We start from the raw sequence: 21,083 nt of genomic DNA, 5'->3' as shown, positions 1-21,083 counted from the left end.
GCCGGTGGCCTCCTACCAGGTCACGGGGAGGTCCAGCATCCCCTGGATCGTGTCGCCGGGCTTGAAGCGGACCTCCTCGGCCGGGACCGCCAGACGCAGTCCGGGGAGCCGTGCGAACAGGGTGCTCAGGGCGATCTCCAGCTCGGCACGGGCCAGGTTCTGGCCGAGGCACTGGTGGATGCCGAAGCCGAACGCCACGTGCTGGCGGGCGGAGCGGTGCCAGTCGAGGGCGTCCGGTGCGGGAAAGACGCTCTCGTCGCGGTTGATGACCGAGGTCGCGAAGACCACGCCCTCCCCGGCCCGGATCGTCGTCCCGGCCACCTCGACGTCCTCGGTGGCCTGCCGCAGCAGTCCGTCCGCGATGGACAGCATCCGCAGCAACTCCTCGACGGCCGCCGGCATCAGCGAGGGGTCGGCGCGCAGTTCGGCCAGCCGCTCGGGGTGCTGGAGCAGGGTGTGGACGCCGAGGGAGATCATGTTGGCGGTCGTCTCGTGCCCGGCGACGAGCAGAATCGTGGCCAGGGCGACCGCCTCCTCGCGGTCGATCGCACCCTCGCGCATCTGCTCGTGGACCAGCGCGTCGAGGACGCCGTCGCCGGGCGGCGCCTCGAGCTTGTGGTCGACCAGCGCGCCGAGATAGACCTCGAGCCTGTCGCGTGCCCCGCTCACCTCCTGCAGGTCCCGGCCGCGCAGCAGCCGTCGCGACTGCTCCTCGAAGAACTCGTGGTCGGTGTAGGGGACGCCGAGCAGTTCGCAGATGACCATGGAGGGCACGGGCAGCGCGAAGGAGTTCACGAGTTCCGCGGGCGGCCCCTGGGCGAGCATGGCGTCGATCCGCTCGTCGACGACGCGCTGGATGGCCGGGCGCAGAGCGGAGGCGCGCTTGAGGGTGAAGCTCGCCACCACCAGCCGGCGCTGGACGTGGTGTTCCGGGTCGTCGACGTTGAGCAGGGCGGCCCGGCGGCCCTTCAGCGCCCGCAGCCGCGGCGAGGTCATCGGGTAGCCGGGGCGGGTGCGGTCGGTCGACAGCCGCGGGTCGGCGAGCAGGGCGCGGGCCGCCTCGTGACCGGTCACCAGCCAGGCGGTGGTGCCGTCGTAGAGGGTGACGCGGGCCAGCGGACGGGAGGCGCGCAGGGGGTCGTAGGCGGCGGGGGGCCGGTAGGGACAGGTGCGGTCCTGGGGAAAGGCGACGGACGCCGACCCCGGCCCGGGCCCTGCCATCCCCTCTGCCTCTGCCTCCGCCCTGTGTGCAGTGACCCGGCCGTGCGCCGTGGACTTGCCGTCCGGCGTGTCTTCCGTGTTCGGCGTGTCCTGGGCGTTCGCGGTCTCTTGGGTGTCCGTGGCGTCTCGGGCGTTCGTCGTGTCTTCGGTGTCCGGGGTGACCTTGGTGTCCGTCATGGTGACCTCGCAGAGGAGGGGTGCGTCCTGCCGATCTTCATTAGATGGCCCAGGCACCTATAAGACGACGCAGAGTTCGGCCAGATCGACGAATGGGGCGATGCGGCCGGAACCGTTCGCTCCGAGCACCTCCTCGGGGAGACGTCGGACAGCTTCGGGAGGCCCACGGCAGCGGCATCGGGGGACATCCGTGACGTCTTCGCAAGCGGCTTCGCAAGCGGCTTCGGGGTCGGGCTGGGAGCGGCCGACGAAAAACGGTTGCGGTCGACCTGCGGGCACCCGCAGGATCCGGCCATGGCCACTTACGAAGCCCTCCTGCTGCCGACGTCCGCCGCCGCTCTGCCGGTGCCGGTCCAGCAGCAGCCCGGCGCTCCCCGGAGGCCCGACACCGCGCGATCGTGACGGCCGCGCTCGTCGCGGGCCTGGTCGCGGGATACGGCATCGCCGTACCCGTCGGCGCGGTCGCGACCTACCTCGTCTCCCTCACCGCCCGCACATCCCTGCGCACAGGGGTGTGCGCCGCCCTCGGCGTCGCCACCGCCGACGGGCTGTACGCCCTGGTCGCCACGGTCGGCGGCGCGGCCGTCGCCGCCGTGCTGCGGCCGGTGCTGACGCCGCTGCGCTGGGCCTCGGCCCTGGTCCTGCTCGCGCTGGCGACGCGGGGGGCGGTGACGGCGCTGCGCCAGTACCGGGCCCACCGGCTCAGCACCCGGGCCGTGCCGCCTGCGCCGAGCCCGGGGCGGGCCTACCTGAGCCTGCTGGGCATCACCCTCCTCAACCCGACGACCGTGGTCTACTTCGCCGCGCTCGTCCTCGGCGCCGGCGCCGAGGATCCCGTACGCCCGCTGGAACAGGGCGTCTTCGTGCTCGCGGCCTTCGTCGCGTCCGCGAGCTGGCAGGTCCTGCTGGCCGGGGGCGGCGCGCTGCTGGGCCGGGCCCTGACCGGACACCGCGGGCGACTGGTGACGGCCCTCGCGTCGAGCGCGGTGATGACGGTGCTGGCCGTGCGGATGGTGGCCTAGGCCTGACGCCATGCGGATGAATCACGCGGGTACCGGTGTTGTGCACGACGCGAGTCGGAGAACGCGGGTCGAAGCACCGGGTCGAAGCACGGGAGTTCGAGTACGGCGCGCGGACGACGCGACGTTCGACGAGGACGACATGACGAAGGGGACGGATGCCATGCCTCTCGAAGGCGAGTACGAAGCCAGCCCGACGCAGTGGGTGCGCGAGCAGGTGGAGCTGTACGAGCGCTCCGGCGGCACGGAGGGCACGACGCTGCGGGACTCCGGTCTGCCGGTCATCCTGCTGACCACCCGGGGTGCGAAGAGCGGGAAGATCCGCAAGACGCCGCTGATGCGGGTCGAGCACGACGGCCGTTACGCCCTGGTCGCCTCCCTGGGCGGCGCGCCCAAGCACCCGGTCTGGTACCACAACGTCAAGGCCGATGCTCGGGTCGAGCTCCAGGACGGGCCCAAGAAGCAGGACATGACGGCCCGTGAGGTCACCGGCGCGGAGAAGGCCGAGTGGTGGGAGCGAGCCGTCGCCGCCTATCCGCCGTACGCCGACTACCAGAAGAAGACGGACCGGGAGATCCCGGTGTTCGTCGTGGAACCGGTGGACGGCAGCTGAGCGGATCACGGACGCCGTGTCCGGGTGCGCCGAAGCCCTCCGCCGGCGCGGAGGGCTTCGGTCCGAGATTTTCGTAGAAATATCTGTCGGCCGGGACGCATGAAGGCGTTCGCACCGGGCAGCCGACTGTCAGGCCCCGCCGCGTTCCCCCGTCGCGGCGGGGCTTTCCTCTGCCTCGCGCGCGGGACGATCAGTGACATCGAGGAAGATCTGGTCCGCCTCGGGGATCACGCCGGCGATCGAGCGCTTGATGCGCACGGCGACCTCCTCCACGCGCTCGCTGTCCAGGCCCGGCATCAGGTCGACACGGGCCGCCACAAGCGCCGAGTCGAGGCCCATCTTCATGGTGAACAGCGCCTCCACGCTGTCGATCTCGGGCTGGGCGTCGAGGAGCGCGCGGATGCGCCCGCCGGTCTCCGGGTCGGCGGCCTCGCCGATGAGCTGGTCGCGGGCCTCGCGGCCGAGCCCGTAGGCGACGTAGACGAGCAACGCGCCGATCGCCAGGGATGCGGAGGCCTCCCACACGACCTGCCCGGTGACCATGTGCAGCGCCATCCCGATCGCGGCCAGGGTGACTCCGAGCACCGCCGTGCCGTCCTCGGCGACGACCGTGCGCAGGGCCGGGTCGCGCAGGCCGGCGACCCGCCCGCCCTGCTTGCGCACCTGGTGAAGGGCCCGCAGCAGCGAGACGCCCTCGGCCAGGAACGCGACGCCGAGCACGACGAGGCCGGCCACATAGCCGCTCATCGTCTCGTCGGCGCCCGACCGCAGGGCCTCGATGCCCTGGAAGAAGGAGAAGCAGCCGCCCATGACGAAGATGCCGACGGCGGCGAGCAGCGACCAGAAGAAGCGTTCCTTGCCGTAGCCGAAGGGGTGGCGCCGGTCGGCGGGGCGGCGGCTGCGGCGCAGCGCGGCGAGGAGGAAGACCTCGTTCAGACTGTCGGCCACGGAGTGCGCGGCCTCCGACAGCAGCGCGGGCGAGCCCGCGAACAGGCCGCCCACCGCCTTCGCGACGGCGATGATCAGGTTGGCGGCGAGAGCCACCAGGATCGTGACGCGCGTCCTCCGATCGGCTTTCCCTTCGGCACTGCGATCTCCTTTCCCGCGCGTCGTCTCTTCTGCTGTCCGATGGTCGTTCCGTGTGGAAGGTGTCCCGGTCACGTTCGCCGCTTGCCCCGGCCGATGGCGCTCACACCGTGCCGTCGGCGGAAATCGGGGAACGCGTTGAGCAGGAAACGCATCATCACCAGGAGGCAAGCATGGGCGGCGGGGGCGACGACAACAGCGCGTACGGGCACACGGCGTTCAAACGGTCAAAGAGTCATTTCACCGACCGGATCACCGCGGACGGCCGCGACGGCTGGCCCGTCGAGGCGGGCCGATACCGTCTGGTGGTCAGCCGTGCCTGTCCGTGGGCGAGCCGGGCGGTGATCTCCCGGCGGCTCCTCGGTCTGGAGGACGCGCTGTCGATGGCGATCGCCGACCCCATCCAGGACGATCGCAGCTGGCGCTTCACCCTCGATCCGGACGGCCGCGACCCCGTGCTCGGCATCCGCTACCTGAGCGAGGCCTACGAGCGACGGGACAGCGAGCACCCGGGCGGGGTCAGCGTGCCGGCGATGGTGGACGTGCCCAGCGGCAGGCTGGTCACCAACGACTACCAGCAGCTCACCCTGGACCTGGCCACCGAGTGGACGGCCCTGCACCGTCCCGGCGCACCCGACCTCTACCCCGAGCGGCTGCGCGACCAGATCGACACGGTCATGGCCGGGGTGTACGAGGACGTCAACAACGGGGTGTACCGGGCGGGTTTCGCCAGTGAGCAGGAAGAGTACGAGCAGGCGTGCGCGGACGTCTTCCGGCGGCTGGAACTGCTGGCCTCCCGGCTGACCGGGCAGCGGTACCTGGTCGGCGACACGATCACCGAGGCGGACATCCGGCTCTTCACCACGCTGGTACGTTTCGACGCCGTCTATCACGGTCACTTCAAGTGCAACCGCTGGAAGCTGGCGGAGAATCCCGTCCTGTGGGCGTACGCCCGCGACCTCTTCCAGACGCCCGGCTTCGGCGACACCGTCGACTTCGACCACATCAAGCGGCACTACTACCAGGTGCACACCGGCATCAACCCGACCCGGATCGTCCCCCTCGGCCCCGACCTGGCCGGCTGGCGCTCCGCGCACCACCGGGAGGAACTCGGCGGCCACCCCTTCGGCGACGGAACACCGCCCGGGCCGGTGCGCGCCGACGAACAGGTTCCGGCCCCGGGACGGCCCTGAGACCCCGTCCGCCCATCACAGAAGGAGTGAGACCGACGTGTCCAAGAAGAGGAAACTCCCCCTTGTCTACCAGCCCGTGGGCTTCGCGCTCGGCTGGGCCAGCGGCGCGCTGGCGGGCCTCGCGTTCCGCAAGGCGTGGAAGATGATCCGACACGAGGACGACGCCCCCGACGCGCTGGACCGCGACCGCGGCTGGGGCGAGGTGCTGCTGGCCGCGGCGGTGCAGGGCGCGATCTTCGCGGCGGCCCGCAGCGCCGCCGACCGCACCGGCGCCAAGGCGATCGAACGCTCCACGGGTGTCTGGCCCGCCAAGGAGAAGGGCGGCCGGGACTGAGGCACCGGCCGCGGTCGTCTCCTGGACGGGGCCGGGATAGCCGGGGGCGGGCGGCCGCGCTCGCGACGCTGGGCGCCCAGTGTCGCGAGCGCGGCCGCCCGCCGCCGACCGCCGCCGGGCGGGGGCGGGGCGGGGCGGGGCGGGGCGTTGCCAGGGTCAGTCGGGGGGATCCCAGGGGGTGGACCAGAGGGTGGACGGCCTCCCCCGCTGCGGGCAGCCCGGCCCGGCTCAGGGCGGGGCAGGGCCAGGGATGGCGGGGCAGGCCCGGGTTCGGTCTCGCGCCCCCTTGGCCCATTTACTCCTCGGCCCCTCAGCCCGTCCGCCCATCCGCCGCGCAGCGTGCCCCGGTCCGGCCCGACGCCGCCCGGACCGAAGGGCCGGACGGCGTCGGAGGCTGGGCATGGGGGCAGTAGGGGCAATGGTCCTTCGGCGGGGCGTCAGGGTCTGCGATGGGGCCCGGGTCCGGCTCGGCTCTAACCCTGCTTCGGGGCTGTGGAGGGTTCGAGGCGGAGAGTGAAGGAGTGGCCGGCCGGGTCTGCGTAGCCTCGTTCCTCGTGCGGGCCGGGGGCGCCCTTGGTTTCCAGCGGGCGGCCGCCCAGACCCACGACCCTGCGCTCCACCTCGTCGAGATCGTCGACGATGAAGTCCAGGTGGGCCTGGAGGGAGTTCTCGGGGCGGGGCCAGCTCGGCGGGGTGGCGTTCACATCGCGCCGGAAGGCCAGGCGGGTGCCGTCGGCGCCCCTGATCTCCACGCGGTTGGCGCTCGCGTCGGTCTCCTCTGCGTCGAGCAGCCCCTTGTAGAACTCGGCGAGCTTCTCGGGCTCGGCACAGTCGAGCACCACGACGCCCGCTTTCACCAATGCCATGTCGTCGTCTCCTCCGCGAGGTCCGGGCCGGGGCGGGCGTATCCCGTCCCCGGACCTTGCGGATACCCCCGTTTCAGTCGGCCACCAGCCACTGCCCGTCCCGCATCAGTTCCCGCCCCTGGAGTTCGTCGGCCTCACGCCAGGCCTGGATCCGGCCGGGGAGGACCCGGAAGTAGAGGTAGGGCGCGGACAGTTCGCGCGGGTCGAAGCCGGTCTTGCCGGCGAAGATCTCGGCGTCCTCCTCGGGAAGCTCGGCGGGCGACACCGCCACGGCCGTGCCCTCGATCATGACGACGTCCCGGGTCGGACCGACGCCGATGCGGGCGAAGCCGGTGGCCAGCAGGTTGCGGCCGGTGGGACTGGTGGCGGGGGTGGCGAAGAGGAGGGTCGCACCGTCCCAGACGAAGGAGAGCGGGACCAGATAGGGGGCCGTGCCGTCCTCGGCGGCCGTGGCGACCCACGCGTCGACGTCGTGTTCGAGCCGGTGGAGGGTGTCGAGCTTGCGCTGCTTCGCGGGGCGTACGGGTACTGGCGTCATGATCCCAGTGTGAGCGCCCCGCCCTCCCGACGCTCCCGTTCCGCCGACCGGGAGGTGACGGTTTCCCCCGCGTCGCCGCGCGGAGCGGCAGAGGACCACAGAGGGACCTCGTGCTGCCTGACGGGAGTCAGAGCGAGCGGCGGAGCGTGAGGGAGCGCGGGGCGAAGCCGTGACGCTCGTAGAAGCGGAGGGCGTCGACATTGTCCGTATAAGCGGTCACCTCGGTCTGGTGGGCACCCTGTTCGGCGGCCCAAGCGAGGAAGGTCCCGACGAGCCGTGCGCCCGCCCCGCCCCTGCGGTGGGCCGGGCGCACGTACATGCCGACGAGGGTGGCGGACTTCACCGGCCGCATCGCCGAGGGTTCGGTAACCGTCCCTGTGAGATGGCCGACGACCTGTCCGCCGTGTTCCACGACCAGCACCAGGCGGGACGGGTCGTCGAGGGTGGCGGCGAAGGACGCTGCGCCGTGCCGGCGCGGCCAGTCGGCGTCGACGCTCGGGTCGCGGCTGCCGGCGTCCTCGGCGAAGAGCGCGGAGCTTGAGGCGACGAGCCCCGGTATGTCCTGCGGAAGGGCCGTGCGGACGTCCGCCCGCGAGTCACTCGTCTCGTGATCGGTCATGCGCGGCAGGTTAGCGACCGCCTCTGACATCTGGACTTCCTGGACAGGTGTCCCGCTATGATGGGCACCTGTCCAAGAAGTTGAGGGAGATCATGGAAATCCTGGCGAACGTGCTGGTCGTGCTGGTAGCCGCGCTGCACTTCTACATCCTGGTGATGGAGATGTTCCTGTGGCAGAAGCCGGCGGGGATGTCGTTCCACGGCTTCGACGCCGACCTGGCGAAGCGGACCGCATCGATGGCGGCCAACCAGGGGCTCTACAACGGGTTCCTCGCGGCGGGCCTGGTGTGGGGGCTGGTCGCGGCCGAGCCGACCGGGTTCAGGGCGCAGGTGTTCTTCCTGTCCTGCGTGATCGTCGCGGGCGTGTACGGCGCGGTGACCGCGAACCGGCGGATCCTCTTCGCGCAGGCCCTGCCCGGCGCGCTCGCCCTGGCCGCCGTCCTGGTCGCACAGTGACGCGCGGCGCGCCCGAGGACCCGCGGGCCGCCCGCACCCGGGCCAGGCTCCGGGCCGCGCTGCTCCAGGAGTGCGCCGAGCGGCCGCTGGAGGAGGTCGGGGTGGCCGCGCTGGTGCGCCGGGCCGGTGTAGGGCGGGCCACCTTCTATGTGCACTATCCCGACCTGGAGGCCCTGGCCGTCGACGCCTGCGCGGACGTCGTGCGCGAGGCCGTGGAGGCGCTGCACGCCTGGCGGGGGCGGCCGGATCCGGTCCGGGCGCCGGCCGCGCTGGCGGAGTTCTTCGGCTCGCTGACCCCGCACGCCGCGCTCTACCGCACGCTGCTGGCGCCGGGCGGCGGCGGACCGCTCGGCCGGGTGCTCCACCGGGACCTGCGGGCGTACAGCCTGCGGGAGCGCGAGCGGGCGGGAGCGGCGGACGCACCCCTGGTCGCCTCGGCGGTCGCCGCGACCTTCGCCGGGGTGCTGGCCGACTGGCTGCACGGCGATCTCGACGGCACCCCCGGCGAAATCGCCGACCAGGTCTGGCAGTTGCTGGTCGCGCTGCACGCGAGCCGCTGAGCGGCCGTCACTTGCAGGCCGGGCGTCACTTGCAGGCCACCGGCGCCTTCGCCCGGGGCCAGGCCTCGACGGCGTCGGGCGTGCGGACATAGGCCGTGGCAGGGTCGTCGGTCAGCCACAACTGCCAGTCCCCGTAACGGTATCCGGTGTCGTGCGCGTCGGCGGGCAACGGGACGTCACCGTCGTACGGGGCGGTGAGTTGCTCGCCTTCGAGCAGGCCGCCGGGGTCGCGGACGTACTGCCGGTACTCCTCGCCCCGGCCCATTCCCAGGAAGTGCGCCTTCTGCCAGCCGCAGTGCTCGGCACCCGCGTGGCTGCTCAGCGTCGTGGTCGGCACCCGCTTCCCGGCACGGTCGGTCCAGACCTCCTCCTCGCCGGAGTCCGTGACGCTCGCCGGGAGTTCGGCCGGGTCGCAGGAGGCCTCGGTCTCCGGGCCCCAGCCGGGCCGGTCCTTCTGGTCCCGGGCGACGACGACCGCGACCTTGGTGCGGCCGCCGACGTCGTACGAGTACAGGACGCGGTCGGCCTCCTCGCGCTCCACACGGAATCCGGAGCGGGGTCCCGACGGGTCGAACATGTCGAAGTAGAGCCGCAGCCCCTCCTCGGGGCTGTCGCCGCCGTCGCCCCTCCCCCATCCGTCGGGGCCGGCGCCGCGCAGGATCTCCCCGTCGCACTCCAGTGCCCGGCCCGCGGCGCCCGAGGCGCGGAGGGCGGCCTGAGGGGTGTCCTCGTCCAACTCCTCGGTGGCGATGTCGAGCGGGCCCGCGTACGGGGACGCCGCGGGCCCATGGTCGATGACCAGGCCCCCCTCGTCGCCGTCCCCGCCGCATCCCACGACGGCGAGCATCGCCGCCGTCACCGCCACGAACCCTCTGCGCATGTCCGCCCTCCCCTTCGGTCACCCTCTCCTGCCGCCCCTTCGACGGCGCGGCGGCCGCGAACGTTCAGCGGGCCGTCTGGAACGTCCTGCGGTACGCCTGCGGCGAGACCCCGATCGCGGTGTGCAGGTGCTGGCGCAGGGAGGCTCCGGTGGCGAAGCCGACGCGGCCGGCGATCTGATCCACGGAGAGGTCGCTGGCCTCCAGCAGGTGCCGGGCGTGCGCGACGCGCTGCTGGATCAGCCAGCGGCCGGGGCTCAGGCCGACCTCGTCGTGGAAGCGGCGGGCGAAGGTGCGCAGACTCATCCGGGCGTGCGCGGCGAGGTCGGCGAGGGTGAGGGGCTCGTGGAGCCGCTCCAGGGCCCAGGCGCGGGTCGCCGCCGTGCCGGCCGCGCCGGTCTCGGGCACGGGCTGTTCGATGTACTGCGCCTGGCCGCCGTCACGGAAGGGCGGCACCACACAGCGGCGGGCCACCTTGTTGGCGAGTTCGCTGCCGTGGTCCTTGCGGACGAGGTGCAGACAGACGTCGACGCCGGAGGCGGCTCCGGCCGAGGTCAGCACGCGGTCGTCGTCGACGAAGAGGACGTCCGGATCGAGGTCGACCTGCGGGTGCATACGGCGGAACAGGTCCGCCACATGCCAGTGGGTGGTCGCCCGGCGGCCGTCGAGCAGTCCGGCCGCGGCAAGGACGAAGGCGGCGGTGCAGATGGAGACGATGCGCGCCTCGGGACGGATCCTGACGAGGGCCTCGGCGACCCCGTCCGGCAGGTGCTCCGTCACCCGATCGGGCGCGACCGGCGCGATGACCACCGTGTCGGCGGTCTCCAGCGCCTCCGGGCCGTGCTCCACGCCGACCGTGAAGTCGGCGTTCGTGCGCACCGGACCGCCGTCGACCGTGCAGGTCAGCACCTCGTAGTGACCGTCGGCGGCACCGAAGATACGGCTCGGGATGCCGAGCTCGAAGGGGTAGACGCCGTCGAGGGCGAGGACGACGACACGGTGCGGGTCTCCGATGGGCATGGCACGATTCTATCGGATATTGGCAATCATGCCATTTCCCGGCCGGGCCGGGCCCGGCAGGCTGGTTCACCATGAGCACTGTGAACACGTCGCGCTCCGGTAACACCATGCGCGTCATCGGTCAGGACGTCCTCGGCGGTCCCGAGGCACTGAAGCAGGTGAAGGCGGCGCGCCCCGCGCCGCGTCCGAACGAGGTACTGGTCCGGGTGCGCGCCGCCGGCGTCAACCCGACCGACTGGAAGCACCGCGCCACGGGCGGGTTCCTGGGCGAGCCGCCCTTCGTCCTGGGCTGGGACGTCTCCGGAACGGTGGAGGCCGTCGGCATCGGCGTCGCCGCGTTCGCGCCCGGCGACGAGGTCTTCGGGATGCTGCCGTACCCGTTCGGGCACGGCTCGCACGCCGAGTACGTCATCGCCCCCGTCCGCGCCCTGTGGCACAAGCCCGAGGGCATCGACCACGTCCAGGCGGGCGCGCTGCCGCTGGTCTCGCTGACCGCCTGGCAGGCGCTGGTGGAGACCGCCGAACTCGGTCCGGGGCAGCGGGTGTTGATCCACGCCGCGGCGGGCGGGGTCGGACATGTCGCCGTGCAGATCGCCAAGGCGCGCGGCGCGTACGTGATCGGGACGGCCAGCGCGGGCAAGCACGGCTTCCTGCGCGAGCTCGGCGTCGACGAGGTGATCGACTACCGGGAGACCGACTTCACCGAGGCCGTGAAGGACGTCGACGTCGTCCTCGACACCCTGGGGGGCGACACCTCGGTGCGGTCACTGGGCGTGCTGCGGCCGGGCGGGATCGTGGTGTCGATCCTCCCGGTGGGTTCGGACGAGTTCCACGAGGAGGCCGAGCGGCTCGGGGTGCGGGCGGTGCGGATGCTCGTGGACGCGGACCGGGCCGGGATGCGCGCCATCGCCGGGCTGGTCGAGTCGGGCCTGCTGCGCGCCACGATCGCGGGCACGTTCCCGCTCGCCGATGCCGCCGAGGCGCACCGGCTCGGCGACACCGGCCGGACCACGGGGAAGCTGGTCCTCACCGTGGACTGACGGGATGAGGGGATGACGGCATGAGCGGATGACGGGCCGGCGGCGTGCCGGCGGCGAGCCGGCGACCGGCGGGCCGTCAGAAGGTCAGGACCGGCTTGATGGTCTTGCCCGAGGTCATGTCCTGGACCGCCTGACCGATGTCCGCGAAGGCGTACGTGCCGATCAGGCGGTCCAGCGGAAGCCGGCCCGTCCTGACCAGGTCGACCAGGGCCGGGATGAAGGTCTGCGTTTCACTGTCGCCGAGAGTGAGTCCGACCACCCGCTTGCCGCCCAGCAGTCCGTTGACGTCCAGGGCGACCTCGCTGCCGAAGGGCGGCGCTCCCACGACGACGAGGGTGCCGCGGGCGGCGAGCGCGTCGACGCCCTGACGCAGGACGGCCGTGCTGCCCGTGGTCTCCACGACACCGTCGGCGCCCTGTCCGCCGGTGATCTCCGCGACGGCCTGACCGAGAGCGGCCTGGCCGGTGTCGATGGTGTGGGTGGCGCCCAACTCCCGTGCCAGATCCAGGCGTTCGGCGACCTTGTCGACGGCGATGATCGAGGTGGCCGGGGTCAGGGCGGCCGCCATGACCGCCGAGAGACCGACGGCACCGGCGCCGAGGACGACCACCGTGCTGCCGGTCTCCGGCTTCAGCACGTTCCAGACGGCGCCGACGCCGGTCTGCACTCCGCAGCCCAGCGGAGCGATCGAGGCCAGCGGTACGTCGGGGTCGACCCTGACGAGGCTGCGCTCGTCCACCAGCGCCCGCTCGGCGAAGGAGGACTGGCCGAAGAAGTGACCGCCCAGCGCCTCGCCGTCCCGGCTGAGGGTGCTGGTCCCGTCGGCGCGGCGACCGCCGAGGAGGTTCAGCGGCAGCCATCCGGCGCAGTAGGCGGGATGGCCGCCGTGGCAGTTGCGGCAGTCGCCGCAGGAGGTGAACGACAGCACGACGTGGTCGCCGGGGGCAACGCCGGTGACCGCGGAGCCGACCGCCTCGACGACCCCCGCGCCTTCGTGGCCGAGGACTCCGGGCAGCGGGAACGGCAGACCGCCGCTCGCCACGCCGAGGTCGGTGTGACACAGCCCGGTCGCCACGAGCCGGACGAGCGCCTCGTGCGGGGCGGGGTCCTCGAGGACGACCTCGGAGAGGATGAAGGGCGCTCCGGCGGACTCGACGACGGCGGCGCGGGTGGTGATGGGCATCGATGGAACTCCCTTGTTCTTGCAGGCGTTTCGGCGGGCGCACTCAGTCGAGCGAGACGACGACGGACTTGACCTTGGTGTACGAGTGGAGCGCCTCGGGGCCGTACTCACGGCCGAAGCCGGAGTCCTTGACGCCGCCGAAGGGGACGGCGGGGTCGAGCATCGCCCAGTCGTTGACCCAGACGATGCCGGCCTGGAGGCGGTCGGCGACGCGGTGGGCGCGGGCCAGGTTTCCGGTCTGGACGCCCGAAGCCAAGCCGTACGGCGTGGAGTTGGCCAGGGCGACGGCCTCGTCCTCGTCGTCGAAGGGCTGGACGGTGAGGACGGGTCCGAAGATCTCCTCCTGCACCACACGGGAGTCGTTGGCGAGGTCGGCGATGACGGTGGGCTTGTAGTAGTAGCCGCCGTCGAGGTCGAGGCGTTCGCCGCCGCAGACGATGCGGGCGCCCTCCTTGCGGGCGAGGTCGACGTACTCCTCGACCTTGCGCAGGTGCTTCTCCCCCGCCATCGGGCCGACGACGGTCTCCGGCTGCCGGGGGTCGCCGACCGGCACGCCGGGGACGGCCTCGGCGAGGATGTTCAGCAGGGTGCCGTAGACCGGGCGGGCCACGAGCAGACGCGGGCCGCCCATGCAGAACTGTCCGGTGTTGAAGACGAAACCCTTGATGACCGCGCCGACGGCCTTCTCCAGGTCCGCGTCCTCGAAGACGATGTGCGCCGCGTTGCCGCCGAGCTCCATGGTGACCGGCTTGAGGTTCTCGCCGGCGATGCTCGCGGCGTGCCGGCCGATCGCGGTGGAACCGGTGAAGGCGATCTTGTCGACGCCGGGGTGGCGCAGCAGCGCCTCGCCGGCGACCGGGCCGCTGCCGGTGACGACGTTGACGACGCCGTCGGGGACGCCGGCCCGCTGCAGCAGCCCCGCCATGTACAGGGCGCTGAGCGGGGTCTCGTCGGCGGGCTTGTGCACGACCGTGTTGCCGGCCGCGAGAGCCGGGGCGATCTTGGAGCCGGCCAGGATCAGCGGGAAGTTGAACGGGGTGATCGCGGCGACCACGCCGATCGGGCCCCGCCGGGTGTAGGCGAGGGCGTTCATGGGGGTGTCGCGGTTGGCGCCGTCCAGGCTGAAGGCGAGAGAGGCGAAGTACTCGTAGTCGTTGGCCGCGTTGGTGACGTCGACGGCGTGCGCCAGGGTGATCGGCTTGCCGACGTCCAGGCTCTCCAGCCGGGCGATCTCGTCGGCCTCCTCGCGGATCAGCTGGGCCACGCGCAGCAGGACACGGCCGCGCTCCCGGCCGCTGAGGCCGGACCACTGTCCGGCGTCGAAGGCCTGCCGGGCGGCCCGCACGGCGGCGTCCACGTCGGCGGCGCCCGCCTCCGCGACGGTGGTGACGACCGCACCCCGGGACGGGTCGACCACCTCGGTTCGCGCTCCGTCCGCGGCCTCGCGCCACTGTCCCCCGACGAACAGCTTGCCCGGGTCGGTCTCGAAGGTGGTCATCGCCACTCCTCAGCATCGTCGCCAAGATTTCAACAAACAGGATTCCTGTTGGTTCGCAGTCTCATTACGGACAGGTTTCCTGTCAATGGTCTACGCTCGCGGTCATGGCCGGCACCCACACGACCCAGACAGCAGCATCCGCGTCCCAGCCGCAGAGGACGCCCCCGTCCCTGCTCTACATGGTGAAGCAGGTGGAGCTGGTCGTGCGCTCCCACCTGGACGAGCTGGTGAGACCGTCCGGGATCACGGCCCTGCAGTACACGGCGCTCACCGTGCTGGAACGGCACGACGGACTGTCCGCCGCCCAGCTGGCCCGGGACTCCTTCGTCACCGCCCAGTCCATCGCCGATCTGGTGCGCTCCCTGGAGGGGCGCGGCCTGATCCGGCGCGAGCGCAACCCCCGTAACCGGCGCGAACTGCTGATCCTGCTCACCGACGAGGGCCGCGCACTGCTGGAGCGCCACGCCGGGCCGGTACGGGAGCTGGAGGAGCGTATGGTGCGGGAGCTCACGGCACACCAGACGGAGCAGTTCCGGGCGGCTCTGTCCAAGGCGTGGCACGCGCTGTCGTAGCGCCGCGCCCCCCTTCGCTCACGACGCGAAAAAACTCGGCCAGACTCGGTTGCATTTCGAAGACATATGTCAATCGAACATGCTGGAATTCACTCCATCGGGGGTAACTTGCTGGAGCGGGGAACTGCTGCATGCTCCCCGCCCGTTGGAAGCTCCCGACCGGTGGAGCGGGTTGGAGGCGATGTCGTCGTGCAGCAGGAACCCGCGGCGGACACCCCGCATCTGCGCATCCGCCAGGACCGGGGATTCACGGTGCTGGAGTTCCACGGCGAGATCGACCTCGTGGCGGCCACGGAGATCGGCCCGCTGCTCGACGAGGCGACCGCCGGTCCCGCACCGCGGATCGTGATCGACCTGACCGGGATCGAGTTCTTCGACTGCTCCGGACTGCGCCTGCTGTACCGGGCGCGCGGGCGGATCCTCGACCGCGGCGGTCATCTGCACCTCGTCTGCGCCCACCCGCTCACCCTGCGGATCCTGCGGGCCACCGGACTGTCCCGGCTGCTGCCGCCCGCCACGACGCTCGACGCGGCCCTGGAACGGCCCGGGGCCACGACCGGCACGTTATGACGGCGCTCGGAAGCGCTCCCCGATCCCCCTGCCCGCCCGGCCTGCCGTGCCCTGTCCGGCCTGCCGCACGGTCCGCCCGGCCGGCCCCGCTCCGGGCCGCGCGCCCCCGCTAGTGGCCGCACTCCGCGTCGAACAGGGCGCTGACGGACTCACCGTTGTGAATGCGGCGCACGGCCTCCGCCAGGGCGGGGGCGATGGACAGGACCCGCAGTTTGTCGGTGTGCTCCTCGACGGGCACCGGAACCGTGTTGGTGCACACGATCTCCAGCACGTCGGGCTGTTCGCTCAGCCGTTTCAGGGCGCCGGCCGCGAAGAGCCCGTGGGTGCACGCCACCCGTATCGACCGTGGCTCCAACTCCCTCAGCCGGTCGAGGAGTTCCACAACCGTGCTGCCCTTGGCGATCTCGTCGTCGAGGACGATGACGTCCCGCCCGGCGACCTCGCCGATCACGGCGCTGATGCTGACCCGGTCGTCGGCGTACCGCTGTTTGGCGCCCGCCGCCACCTGGGCGCCGATCATCCGGGCGAAGGCGGCGGCCTCCTTGGCGTTGCCGAGGTCCGGCGAGACCACGGTGGTGCGGGTGAGGTCGTAGCGGCGGAAGTGCGCGGCCAGTTCCCGGTGGGCGTGCAGGTGGTCCACGGGCATCGAGAAGAAGCCGTGCACCTGGGGCGAGTGCAGCGTCATGGTGAGGACGCGGTGGACGCCGGCCGCGGCCATCAGATCGGCGACCAGACGCCCGCCCAGTGAGATCCGGGGGGCGTCCTTCTTGTCGGAGCGGGCGTAGGAGTAGTGCGGCATGACGACCGTGATCCGGCCCGCCGACGCGCCCCGGGCCGCGTCGCACATGAGCAGCAGCTCCACGAGGTGTTCCTGCACGGGCCGGACCAGGGGCTGGACGAGGAAGACGTCACGCTCTCTGCAGTTGGCCTGGAGCTGGACCTCCAGGCAGTCGTTGGCGAACCGGCTGAGGCGGGTGGGGCTCAGGGGCACGCCGAGGTGGGCACAGACCTCGGCTGCCAGCTCGGGGTGGGCACTGCCGCTGAACACGGAGATGTCTCGCACGATCGGCTCCTCGCTGATCATGTCCGGCCGGGGCGGGAGCTCTCATGCTACGGACCAGGCCCGTTTCCCCCACCCGCAGGGCTACCCCCGCGGTCCGCGCCCCGCCCTGCGGAGCCCGGTGGCACCGGATGCCGCCCGGTGCCGCCCGGTGCCGTTCAGCACCGGCCGGGCGACCGATCGGAAAGCCGCCCGTCGGACAGCCGCCCTCGGACGGCCGGGACGGCCGGCCGGATGGGCCAACCGGGTGAGGGGGTCGGGGCCGAGCCGGGTTCGGAGAAGATCCGCAGCCGCCGTGCGGCACGGTCACCGGCGCCGGGCGCTCGCCACCCGCGGGTGCGGTGGCACGTCCTCGGGGCCGGCGTCAGCCGACGGCTTTCTCGTGGCCCTGTGTCCATGCATCGGCTTCCTCGCGGCCCGGGTCGGGCGTCGGGTTCCGGTCGAGTTCGCGCCGGTCACCCCCGGCGCGCCCGCGTCGGAGACGGCCCGCTGGCCCAGGCCCGACCGGACCTCGGCGAGGCGGCCCGGAAGTAGCACGTCGGCCGGGTTGCGGCCCGGTCCGGCCGCGCGCCCGGGGTCACGCGGTTGCCGCACTGCGGCGGCGACCGGGCGGGCCGCAGCGGTGATCATCCGCGAGCTGCGCGGTCCCCTCCTGTCACAGATTGTCAACGGACCGGTCTGACGGGGGAATTGACGGGAATCCGGTCAGGTAGGAAGGAGGGCTGTCCGCATGACGACTTCCATCGAGCCCACCAAGGACACCAAGCCCACCCGGCGTCAGACCGGTCGTATGCCCGGTTGGGCCAAGGTGCTCACCGCCGTCGTGGTCGTCCTCGTCGTGATGTTCGCGGGGATCCGGCTGAGCCTGCTGCCGGGACTGCGCGACTTCTTCGGCACCGAGACCCATGACCGCTCGGGCCCCGCCCTGCTCAAGTCCATCCAGGACATGAGCCGTTACGACGCCGCCTCCGGCAACTTCCAGGTCGTCGTGGACCTGGAGAAGGACGCCAAGTACCTTCCCGACGCGATCCGCGGCACCCGCACGCTGTACGTCGGGGCGGGCACCGTGGACGCCTATGTCGACCTCGGCAAGGTCAGCGACAAGAACGTGACGGTCGACGAGGAGCGCACCTCGGCCACGCTCCGGCTGCCGCACGCCCAGCTCGGCAAGCCGGCGCTCGACCCCGACCGCTCCTACGCGGTCTCCAAGCAGCGCGGTCTCTTCGACCGCCTCGGCGACCTCTTCTCGGACAACCCAGGCGGTGAGCAGGCGGTGCAGAAGCTCGCCGTCAAGCACATCGGCGAGGCGGCCAAGGAGAGCGAGCTGACCGCGCGCGCCGAGACCAACACCACCGACATGCTCCAGGGGCTGCTGCGTTCCCTCGGCTTCGAGGAGGTGAAGGTGTCCTACGGCACCTGACACCGGCGGCCGGGCGCGGCGACGTGGGCGGGGCCGGGAAGGCCGCCCGCATTCCTGGGCCTTTCGCGGGTAACCGCCCTATCACTCAGGGGATGTTGAAGACTGGAGGACCGAATGGCCCGTGCAGCGCTACGTCCGCTCACCGCGTTCCGCCTGCGCACCGCCAAGACCGCCGAACCCGAACCCGCCGCCCCCCGGGGCAGGCCCGAGAAGCCCAGCAGGGCGGGGAAGGCAGACGCCGATCACCGGCCGCTGCCGTTCCCGCTCCGGCTGCTGGCGATGCTGCTGGCCTTCGGGTTCATGGTGGCGTTCGCCGTCGTACTCGCCCGGATCACCCTGGAGCCGTCGCCGGCCTCCACGGCGCTGGTGCACTCCAACCTGCGTCCGGGAGACTCGCTGCGGGCCTACCTGGATCAACCGGAACTGCGCGACGCCGTGAAGCAGATCGGCGGGAACCTGCTGCTCGGCGTGCCCTTCGGGGTGCTGGTGCCGGTCGTCGCGCCCCGGGCGCGCGGGATGCTGCGCGTGCTGCTGCTGACCGCGACCGTCATGCTGCTGGTCGAGTTCGCCCAGGGCGCGCTGGTGACCGGACGCGCCTTCGACATCGACGACGTCATCCTCAACACCACGGGGGCGTTGATCGGTTACCTGCTCCTGGGACGCCGGGTGAGCCGCGCGGTGCACGCGCGGGAGCGGCGCGCGTAACGGGGCGCGGGGCACGAAACCCGGAGGCCGGTCAGTGCGGCTTCCAGGTGTACCTGTCCCCGCCCACCCAGCGCACGGTGTCCGGGTCGTCGAGATCATGGACCGTGATGCCGTACGCGGCGGCGATCTCGAGGACGTCGGTCACGTCTCTCGCCTCACCGACCACCTCGGCGTCGATTTCCACGATGCGGAACGGCACACGTCCCGGCTGCACCCCGAGCACCATGATCCGCGGCCGGGAGACACGAAGGCTCGCGATTTCGGTCATGACATAGAGGGTAAATCGGAACCGGCCAGTACGAATCATCGGGATTGCCCCTCGCCGGGAAAGAACGGTTCCGTTCGTCGTGCGGTCGAGGCGCGGCTGGGGAACTCTGGAGCCAGGAGGTGGCGATGGATCCCGTCGAGGCTCTGGACCGGATCGCCTTCCTGCTGGAGCGGTCCCTGGCGCCGACCTACCGTGTGCGGGCCTTCCGCACCGCGGCGCGGGTACTGGCGGGACTGCCCGCGCCGGAGGTCGAGCAGCGGGCGGCGGCAGGGACGCTGGAGTCGCTGAAGGGCGTGGGGCCCAAGACCGCGCAGGTGGCCCGCGAGGCGCTCGCCGGGCAGGTGCCGTCCTACCTGGAGAAGCTGGAGGAGGAGGCCGGCCGCCCGCTGACGGACGGCGCGGGGACCCGGCTGCGGGCCCTTCTGCGCGGGGACTGCCACGTCCACTCCGACTGGTCGGACGGCGGCAGCCCCATCGAGGAGATGGGCCGGGCGGCTGCCGCGCTCGGTCATGAGTGGACCGTGCTCACCGACCACTCGCCGCGGCTGACGGTGGCCCGTGGGCTGTCCCCCGAGCGGCTGCGCCGCCAGCTGGACGTGGTCGAGGAGCTCAACGCGACCTGGGCGCCGTTCCGGCTGCTGACCGGCATCGAGTGCGACATCCTCGACGACGGGTCGCTGGACCAGGAGCCGGAACTGCTGGAGCGGCTGGACGTGGTGGTCGTGTCCGTGCACTCCAAACTGCGGATGGAGGCCCGCGCGATGACGCGCCGCATGGTGAACGCCGTGCGCGATCCGCACGCCGACATCCTCGGCCACTGCACCGGCCGCCTGCTGAGCGGGCGGGGGCGGCCGGAGTCGGAGTTCGACGCCGACGAGGTGTTCGCGGCCTGCGCCGAGTCGGGCACCGCCGTCGAGATCAACAGCCGGCCCGAACGGCTCGACCCGCCGCGCCGGCTGCTGCGCCGGGCCATGGAGGCGGGCGTGCTGTTCTCCGTCGACACCGACGCGCACGCGCCGGGCCAGCTCGACTGGCAGGTGCTGGGCTGCGCGCGGGCCGAGGAGTGCGAGGTGCCCGCGGAGCGGATCGTGACGGCCTGGCCGCTGGACGACCTGCTGGCCTGGACGCGGGAAGGGCGCGTGCCGGCGGGCGTGGCCGGCCCGTGAGGTGGTACCCGGACGTTTTGGAGAAAGGACCGAGATGACGCGCGCCGCCGTGTTCGACGTCGACGGCACCCTCGTCGACACCAACCACCTGCATGTCGTCACCTGGTGGGAGGCCTTCCGGCAGGCGGGCCACGACGTGCCGATGCACGCCGTGCACCGGGCGGTCGGACTCGGGTCCGACGATCTGGTCGCCCGCCTGCTCGGCGACGACCGGGACCAGGACGAGGACGCCCGGCTCAGCGCCGCCCACAAGGCCCTCTACGGGCAGTACTTCGACCGGCTGCCGCCACTGCGGGACGCCGGTCGGCTGCTGCGCCGGCTGCACGACGACGGCTGGACGGTCGTGCTCGCCACCTCGGCGAGCGGCGCCGAACTGTCGGCCCTGCGCAGCGCCATCGACGCGGACGACGTCATCGCCGCGACGGCCAGCGCGGACGACGTCGAGGAGGGCAAGCCCGCGCCGGAGCCCGTGCGGCACGCCCTGGAACTGGTCGGCGCGCCGGCCGAACGGGCCGTGTTCGTGGGCGACACCGTGTGGGACATGCGGGCCGGCCGCCGGGCCGGGGTGCGTTGCGTGGGCGTCCTGTGCGGCGGCATCCCCCGCGCCGACCTGCTGGAAGCGGGCGCGGAGGCCGTCTACGACGATCCCGCCGACCTCCTGAGGTCCCTGTCGGCGAGCCCGCTGGCCTGAGCTCCCGGCGACCGGCGGCCCGGACGACGACCACCGGGGCGGCCCCCGCCGACTGACGGACGATCAGGGTGACGGACGTCACTGCATACTGCGGCCGGCGGGGGAACACGCATAGGTAGTTACCCGTTGAACAAACCGTGGGTGTGGACGGGACAGTGTCCCCGGGCCTCACCTTCTGCCCACAGGGACGATCGTCCGGCTGAAGCCCTGTGGAGCGTCTCGCCGAGAGGCGACCGCCGTCCGCACCCACGCCCATACCGCCCCGACCGTGATTCCCCCGTCGCGGTCGGGGCATTCTTCTGCCCGGACTCCCCGAGGCGCGGCAGGCGCG

At 72.3% G+C, this 21,083-nt stretch carries 24 protein-coding genes; 13 read left to right on the top strand and 11 right to left on the bottom strand.

Annotation, left to right across the window (positions count from 1 at the left end; translation table 11 throughout):
- Positions 1–12 precede the first annotated feature (12 nt).
- Positions 13–1,221 carry a cytochrome P450 gene (locus ACZ7DE_RS09990; RefSeq protein WP_470760072.1) on the bottom strand — a complete coding sequence of 403 codons (1,209 nt, stop codon included), beginning with the start codon at positions 1,219–1,221 and terminating at the stop codon, positions 13–15.
- A gap of 575 nt (positions 1,222–1,796) precedes the next feature.
- Between ACZ7DE_RS09990 and ACZ7DE_RS09985 the strand changes: the two genes are divergently transcribed.
- Positions 1,797–2,420: a LysE family transporter gene (locus tag ACZ7DE_RS09985; RefSeq protein WP_470759258.1), complete on the top strand. Its 624-nt coding sequence runs from the start codon at positions 1,797–1,799 to the stop codon at positions 2,418–2,420.
- Between the two features lie 160 nt (positions 2,421–2,580).
- Complete coding sequence (locus tag ACZ7DE_RS09980) at positions 2,581–3,030, top strand: nitroreductase family deazaflavin-dependent oxidoreductase (RefSeq protein ID WP_470759257.1); 450 nt, start codon at positions 2,581–2,583, stop codon at positions 3,028–3,030.
- Positions 3,031–3,159: 129 nt separating this feature from the next.
- Here ACZ7DE_RS09980 and ACZ7DE_RS09975 read toward each other — a convergent pair whose 3' ends face one another.
- Positions 3,160–4,287 (bottom strand): cation diffusion facilitator family transporter, encoded by a 1,128-nt coding sequence (locus tag ACZ7DE_RS09975; protein ID WP_470759256.1) that lies wholly within the window; start codon positions 4,285–4,287, stop codon positions 3,160–3,162.
- A gap of 2 nt (positions 4,288–4,289) precedes the next feature.
- On the opposite strand from ACZ7DE_RS09975, the gene ACZ7DE_RS09970 reads away from it, so the two are divergent.
- On the top strand, positions 4,290–5,309 hold the full coding sequence (locus ACZ7DE_RS09970) for a glutathione S-transferase family protein (protein ID WP_470759255.1): 1,020 nt from the start codon (positions 4,290–4,292) through the stop codon (positions 5,307–5,309).
- A gap of 37 nt (positions 5,310–5,346) precedes the next feature.
- Entirely contained in the window at positions 5,347–5,643 is a 297-nt protein-coding gene (locus ACZ7DE_RS09965; protein ID WP_470759254.1) for a DUF4235 domain-containing protein, read from the top strand.
- Between the two features lie 473 nt (positions 5,644–6,116).
- Here the strand turns inward: ACZ7DE_RS09965 and ACZ7DE_RS09960 are convergent, their stop codons facing one another.
- The 3 genes from ACZ7DE_RS09960 to ACZ7DE_RS09950 all read right to left on the bottom strand — a co-directional run bounded on the left by ACZ7DE_RS09960 (position 6,117) and on the right by ACZ7DE_RS09950 (position 7,666).
- Positions 6,117–6,509 (bottom strand): VOC family protein, encoded by a 393-nt coding sequence (locus ACZ7DE_RS09960; protein WP_470759253.1) that lies wholly within the window; start codon positions 6,507–6,509, stop codon positions 6,117–6,119.
- 73 nt (positions 6,510–6,582) lie between these two features.
- Positions 6,583–7,047 (bottom strand): pyridoxamine 5'-phosphate oxidase family protein, encoded by a 465-nt coding sequence (locus tag ACZ7DE_RS09955; RefSeq protein WP_470759252.1) that lies wholly within the window; start codon positions 7,045–7,047, stop codon positions 6,583–6,585.
- Between the two features lie 127 nt (positions 7,048–7,174).
- On the bottom strand, positions 7,175–7,666 hold the full coding sequence (locus ACZ7DE_RS09950; RefSeq protein WP_470759251.1) for a GNAT family N-acetyltransferase: 492 nt from the start codon (positions 7,664–7,666) through the stop codon (positions 7,175–7,177).
- Positions 7,667–7,758: 92 nt separating this feature from the next.
- On the opposite strand from ACZ7DE_RS09950, the gene ACZ7DE_RS09945 reads away from it, so the two are divergent.
- On the top strand, positions 7,759–8,121 hold the full coding sequence (locus ACZ7DE_RS09945; protein ID WP_470760070.1) for a DUF1304 domain-containing protein: 363 nt from the start codon (positions 7,759–7,761) through the stop codon (positions 8,119–8,121).
- The gene (locus tag ACZ7DE_RS09940; protein WP_470759250.1) at positions 8,118–8,681 is read left to right on the top strand and encodes a TetR/AcrR family transcriptional regulator; all 564 of its coding nucleotides are present in this window, start codon (positions 8,118–8,120) and stop codon (positions 8,679–8,681) included. Before ACZ7DE_RS09945 ends, ACZ7DE_RS09940 begins: the two co-directional genes overlap by 4 nt.
- 25 nt (positions 8,682–8,706) lie before the next feature.
- Here the strand turns inward: ACZ7DE_RS09940 and ACZ7DE_RS09935 are convergent, their stop codons facing one another.
- Together ACZ7DE_RS09935 and ACZ7DE_RS09930 are read right to left on the bottom strand one after the other, a co-directional pair.
- Positions 8,707–9,561 (bottom strand): hypothetical protein, encoded by an 855-nt coding sequence (locus tag ACZ7DE_RS09935; RefSeq protein ID WP_470759249.1) that lies wholly within the window; start codon positions 9,559–9,561, stop codon positions 8,707–8,709.
- Positions 9,562–9,625: 64 nt separating this feature from the next.
- Entirely contained in the window at positions 9,626–10,579 is a 954-nt protein-coding gene (locus tag ACZ7DE_RS09930) for a GlxA family transcriptional regulator (protein ID WP_470759248.1), read from the bottom strand.
- A gap of 71 nt (positions 10,580–10,650) precedes the next feature.
- On the opposite strand from ACZ7DE_RS09930, the gene ACZ7DE_RS09925 reads away from it, so the two are divergent.
- Entirely contained in the window at positions 10,651–11,619 is a 969-nt protein-coding gene (locus tag ACZ7DE_RS09925) for an NADP-dependent oxidoreductase (RefSeq protein ID WP_470759247.1), read from the top strand.
- A 76-nt stretch (positions 11,620–11,695) separates the two neighbouring features.
- Here the strand turns inward: ACZ7DE_RS09925 and ACZ7DE_RS09920 are convergent, their stop codons facing one another.
- Both ACZ7DE_RS09920 and ACZ7DE_RS09915 read right to left on the bottom strand, forming a co-directional pair.
- The gene (locus tag ACZ7DE_RS09920; protein ID WP_470759246.1) at positions 11,696–12,802 is read right to left on the bottom strand and encodes an NAD(P)-dependent alcohol dehydrogenase; all 1,107 of its coding nucleotides are present in this window, start codon (positions 12,800–12,802) and stop codon (positions 11,696–11,698) included.
- Between the two features lie 43 nt (positions 12,803–12,845).
- Entirely contained in the window at positions 12,846–14,300 is a 1,455-nt protein-coding gene (locus tag ACZ7DE_RS09915) for an aldehyde dehydrogenase family protein (RefSeq protein ID WP_470759245.1), read from the bottom strand.
- 179 nt (positions 14,301–14,479) lie between these two features.
- On the opposite strand from ACZ7DE_RS09915, the gene ACZ7DE_RS09910 reads away from it, so the two are divergent.
- Entirely contained in the window at positions 14,480–14,872 is a 393-nt protein-coding gene (locus ACZ7DE_RS09910) for a MarR family winged helix-turn-helix transcriptional regulator (RefSeq protein ID WP_470760069.1), read from the top strand.
- Between the two features lie 189 nt (positions 14,873–15,061).
- On the top strand, positions 15,062–15,442 hold the full coding sequence (locus tag ACZ7DE_RS09905; protein ID WP_470759244.1) for an anti-sigma factor antagonist: 381 nt from the start codon (positions 15,062–15,064) through the stop codon (positions 15,440–15,442).
- Positions 15,443–15,551: 109 nt separating this feature from the next.
- Here the strand turns inward: ACZ7DE_RS09905 and ACZ7DE_RS09900 are convergent, their stop codons facing one another.
- Entirely contained in the window at positions 15,552–16,505 is a 954-nt protein-coding gene (locus ACZ7DE_RS09900; protein WP_470759243.1) for a ribose-phosphate diphosphokinase, read from the bottom strand.
- 727 nt (positions 16,506–17,232) lie between these two features.
- Between ACZ7DE_RS09900 and ACZ7DE_RS09895 the strand changes: the two genes are divergently transcribed.
- Together ACZ7DE_RS09895 and ACZ7DE_RS09890 are read left to right on the top strand one after the other, a co-directional pair.
- Positions 17,233–17,922 carry a DUF4230 domain-containing protein gene (locus tag ACZ7DE_RS09895; protein ID WP_470759242.1) on the top strand — a complete coding sequence of 230 codons (690 nt, stop codon included), beginning with the start codon at positions 17,233–17,235 and terminating at the stop codon, positions 17,920–17,922.
- A 114-nt stretch (positions 17,923–18,036) separates the two neighbouring features.
- The gene (locus ACZ7DE_RS09890; RefSeq protein WP_470759241.1) at positions 18,037–18,627 is read left to right on the top strand and encodes a VanZ family protein; all 591 of its coding nucleotides are present in this window, start codon (positions 18,037–18,039) and stop codon (positions 18,625–18,627) included.
- A 31-nt stretch (positions 18,628–18,658) separates the two neighbouring features.
- On the opposite strand, the gene ACZ7DE_RS09885 is transcribed toward ACZ7DE_RS09890, so the two are convergent.
- Positions 18,659–18,895: a hypothetical protein gene (locus ACZ7DE_RS09885; RefSeq protein ID WP_470759240.1), complete on the bottom strand. Its 237-nt coding sequence runs from the start codon at positions 18,893–18,895 to the stop codon at positions 18,659–18,661.
- Positions 18,896–19,020: 125 nt separating this feature from the next.
- Between ACZ7DE_RS09885 and ACZ7DE_RS09880 the strand changes: the two genes are divergently transcribed.
- Positions 19,021–20,061 carry a PHP domain-containing protein gene (locus tag ACZ7DE_RS09880; RefSeq protein WP_470759239.1) on the top strand — a complete coding sequence of 347 codons (1,041 nt, stop codon included), beginning with the start codon at positions 19,021–19,023 and terminating at the stop codon, positions 20,059–20,061.
- Between the two features lie 34 nt (positions 20,062–20,095).
- The gene (locus ACZ7DE_RS09875) at positions 20,096–20,752 is read left to right on the top strand and encodes an HAD family hydrolase (RefSeq protein WP_470759238.1); all 657 of its coding nucleotides are present in this window, start codon (positions 20,096–20,098) and stop codon (positions 20,750–20,752) included.
- Positions 20,753–21,083 lie beyond the last annotated feature (331 nt).

Source organism: Streptomyces sp. NPDC037083, from assembly GCF_055606485.1.
This window is presented reverse-complemented; position numbering and strand designations above follow the sequence as displayed.